Source organism: Mycobacterium sp. (assembly GCF_035274705.1).
Classification (GTDB): domain Bacteria; phylum Actinomycetota; class Actinomycetes; order Mycobacteriales; family Mycobacteriaceae; genus Mycobacterium.
Window position 1 is genome coordinate 1 of the sequence record NZ_DATENY010000035.1, and the last position, 3,195, is coordinate 3,195.

General features: G+C 66.8%; 4 protein-coding genes and 1 pseudogene. 4 read left to right on the forward strand and 1 reads right to left on the reverse strand.

All coding sequences use genetic code 11. The features are described from left to right. From VJV41_RS09280 to VJV41_RS09295, 4 genes and pseudogenes are all read left to right on the forward strand, one after another. A pseudogene (locus VJV41_RS09280) lies at window positions 1–244 on the forward strand (slipin family protein); the annotation flags it as partial. Further along, complete coding sequence (locus tag VJV41_RS09285) at window positions 241–1,206, forward strand: L-lactate dehydrogenase (protein ID WP_325333009.1); 966 nt, start codon at window positions 241–243, stop codon at window positions 1,204–1,206. The pseudogene VJV41_RS09280 and the gene VJV41_RS09285, both read left to right, overlap by 4 nt. A 122-nt stretch (window positions 1,207–1,328) precedes the next feature. Further along, a complete protein-coding gene (locus VJV41_RS09290) occupies window positions 1,329–1,955 on the forward strand; it encodes a hypothetical protein (protein ID WP_325333010.1) in 627 nt (208 codons plus the stop codon). 114 nt (window positions 1,956–2,069) lie between these two features. Further along, window positions 2,070–2,513 (forward strand): organic hydroperoxide resistance protein, encoded by a 444-nt coding sequence (locus VJV41_RS09295; protein WP_325333011.1) that lies wholly within the window; start codon window positions 2,070–2,072, stop codon window positions 2,511–2,513. A gap of 64 nt (window positions 2,514–2,577) precedes the next feature. Here VJV41_RS09295 and VJV41_RS09300 read toward each other — a convergent pair. Further along, window positions 2,578–3,195: sensor histidine kinase (locus VJV41_RS09300; protein ID WP_325333012.1), on the reverse strand; the 618-nt coding region annotated here is incomplete at its 5' end.

Genomic DNA, 3,195 nt, shown 5'->3' on the forward strand with positions numbered 1-3,195 from the left:
CGCCGCGGACGCGCTCGGCGCCGCGTCCGACGTCATGATGGCCCATCCGCTGGCCCTGCAGCTCCGCAACCTCCAGAGCCTGGTGGAGCTCGGCGTAGACAAGAACACGACGGTGGTCTTCCCGGCCCCGCTGATGAGCACTCTCGAAGGGCTCAACGCTTTCCTCTCCCGGGAGCGGACGGCCATCACCACCTTGTCGAGCGGGCCCAACAGCCGGGCCCCGTCCAAGAACTCTGACGTATGAGCACGGCGAAGATCGCGATCGTTGGAGCAGGCCACGTCGGAGTGACGCTGGCCTACGCCTGCATGATCAGGGGCACCGGCAAGACCATCGTCCTGTATGACCGCAACGCCTCGAAGGTCCAGGCCGAGGTGCTTGACCTACAGCACGGGCTGCAGTTCGTGCCCATGGCCTCCGTGGCCGGCTCCGACGACATCGAGGTGTGCCGCGACGCGGACGTTCTAGTACTGACCGTCGGCGGGTATCCGAAGGCGGGCCAGCCCCGGCTGGAGCTGGCACGGGACAGCGTGGCGATCTGCCGGGACCTGCTGCCTCCGCTGCTTGACGTGGCACCCGGGGCGGTGGTGGTGATCGTTACCAACCCGGTCGATGTGGTCACCTACGCGGCGCTGAAGATACTCGGCCTGCCGCGCAATCAGGTCCTGGGCTCGGGCACGCTGCTGGACAGCTCGCGGCTGCGGTCGTTGATCTCCCAGCGCTGCGGCGTCGCCGTGCAAAGCGTGCACGCCTACGTCGTCGGCGAGCATGGGGATTCGGAGATTCCGCTGTGGACCAGCGCGACCGTGGGTGGCGTTCCGATCCTGCATTGGGACGATTCGGAGCTGCCGCCGCTGGCCGCCGCGGAGCGTGATGGCATCGGCCGGCAGGTGATCGAGGACGGGCATCGGGTGCTGCGCGGCAAGGGATACACCAACTACGCGATCGCGCTCGCCGCGGCCCGCATCATCGAAGCCGTGCTCTACGACGAGCACCAGGTGCTGCCGGTTAGCTCACTTCTAACCGGATATGCGGGAATCAGCGACGTGTGCCTGTCCGTGCCGTCGGTGGTCAACCGGACCGGAGTGCTCAAGGCACTGCCGGTACCCCTATCCGACGACGAGCGAGTCGGCCTACATCGTTCGGCTCGGGCGGTACGTGCCGTGATCGACCCGCTAGAGCTGTCCGTCGCTGACCATAGCGGCTAGCAGGTAGCCGTGCCTCCGGCTGGCTGGCGATCGGAACATGCGGGTAGCCGCGATGGCTGCACACGCCCGTCCCCGTAAGGCTGGTAGCGCAGGAAGCAAACCTAGACCAAAGTTGGTGCGCGGTGTCGACCTTATTTCCAGCCTCATTGTTCGTTCCGGTGGTTCTCGGCTTCTTCGGGCTCGGCACCGGTTACCTGATCTATGGACCGCAGGAGCTACTCGGATATCCTAGGCGAGACTCCAACGTGGATCGCGCCAACGGCGTGTGGGGCCTCTGGATGGCCGGCTTCTGCCAGTTCCTCGTCGGGGTCTTCCTGTTCGTGGGACTGAGCTGGTTCCCGGTCTTCACCGGCAACAAGGCTCTGTATATGGCTGCACTGGCATTCAGCGCCTATGGCATCCACTGGTTCGCGATGGGCTGGAATCGTCTGCGGGGCGCCGACGTCCGACCCAACGGGTTCATGTCGGTCGCCTTTCTCATCATCTCGGTCCTGGGCCTGACAGTGTTCTTCCGCGCCGGCGCCTGGCCGGTCGGCGTGCTGTTCACCGGGTTGGCGCTGGTCTACGTCGCCGAGTTCTTCGCCAGCTTCAAGCTCGGTGTCAAGGTGGGTGCCGATGGGAGCGAGTCGACCAATGTGGGCGAGAAGACCCTCGGGCTGATCCACATCATCGTCGGCGTGTGGCTGATGTACCTGACAGTCGCGACCACTTTGGATATCGCCGCCGGCTTCCACCTTCCAGGCGCGTGATACTGCGATTCCGGCTAACCAGCAATGGAGGTTGGGTGCCTGCGGTGATGACCCGGTCCGGCTTCTCGGGGAGCGTGAAGGGCGATAATGAATCTCGGTGGAAGGGAAATCGCGATGAGAATTCTGTACACCGCGCATGCGGTGGTACATGGTGGACGCGGCGGGCACGGCCGGACCTCCGATGGCCGACTGGAGGTGGACCTGTCGGTCCCAGAGGAGATGGGCGGGGACGGCGGTCCGGGCACCAACCCGGAGCAGCTGTTCGCCGTAGGGTACGCGGCGTGCTTTCAGTCGGCGCTGCAGGGAGTGGCGCGGGGACGCGGAGTCGACGTGTCTGACTCGACGATCAACGCCTCGGTCGGGATCGGGCCGACCGGCCACGGTGGCTTCGGCTTGACGGTCGCGCTCGACCTTCACGCACCGCAGTTGGCGCGCCGCGACGCCGAGGACCTGATGGCGCGGGCGCACGAGCGCTGCCCGTACTCCAACGCCACCCGAGGCAACGTTGACGTGACGCTCACCGTCGACGGTCAACGCCCGGAGTTATCCGTGGCATGACCGGGCGCGACCGTGACCGGCGCTGCGCCGCTCGGGTCGGCGCATCGGCACCCACTCAATCGGATCAGTCGAGTGGCAGGGTGACGAGCACCGCCGTTCCGACTCCGAGCGGGCTCTCGACCAGGATCGCTCCGCCAAGCGCCTCGACCCGGTCGCGCAAGCCGGTCAGACCCGAGCCTCGGGCTGGATCCGCGCCGCCGACACCGTCATCACGAATCGACACGCGCAGCGTCCTGTGCACCTGCTCGACCGCCACACTCACGACCGAGGCACGCGCGTGTTTGACCGCGTTGGTGAGCACCTCGGAGACGACGTAGTAGCCCGTCGCCTCGACACGCTCCGCGAAGCGTTCAGCGGTGCGAATCTCAAGGTCCACCGCAATCGCAGAGCGGCGCGACAGTGTGTGCAAGGCCGGCCCGAGCCCGCCCTCCGACAGGACCGCGGGGTGGATCCCGCGGGACATCTCGCGCAACTCGTCAAGCGCGGCCGTCACCTCCATCGACGCTCGAGCGAGCTCTTCACGCAGCTCGTCGGGCTCCGCGGTGGCATTGCCGGCCGCTGCGCGCAGCTCCAGAGCCAGGGAGGCGAGGCGCTGCTGCGCTCCGTCGTGTAGATCGCGCTCGATGCGGCGGCGGGTTTGGTCTGCGGTCGCGACGATGCGGGCGCGCGAAGCGTTGAGCTC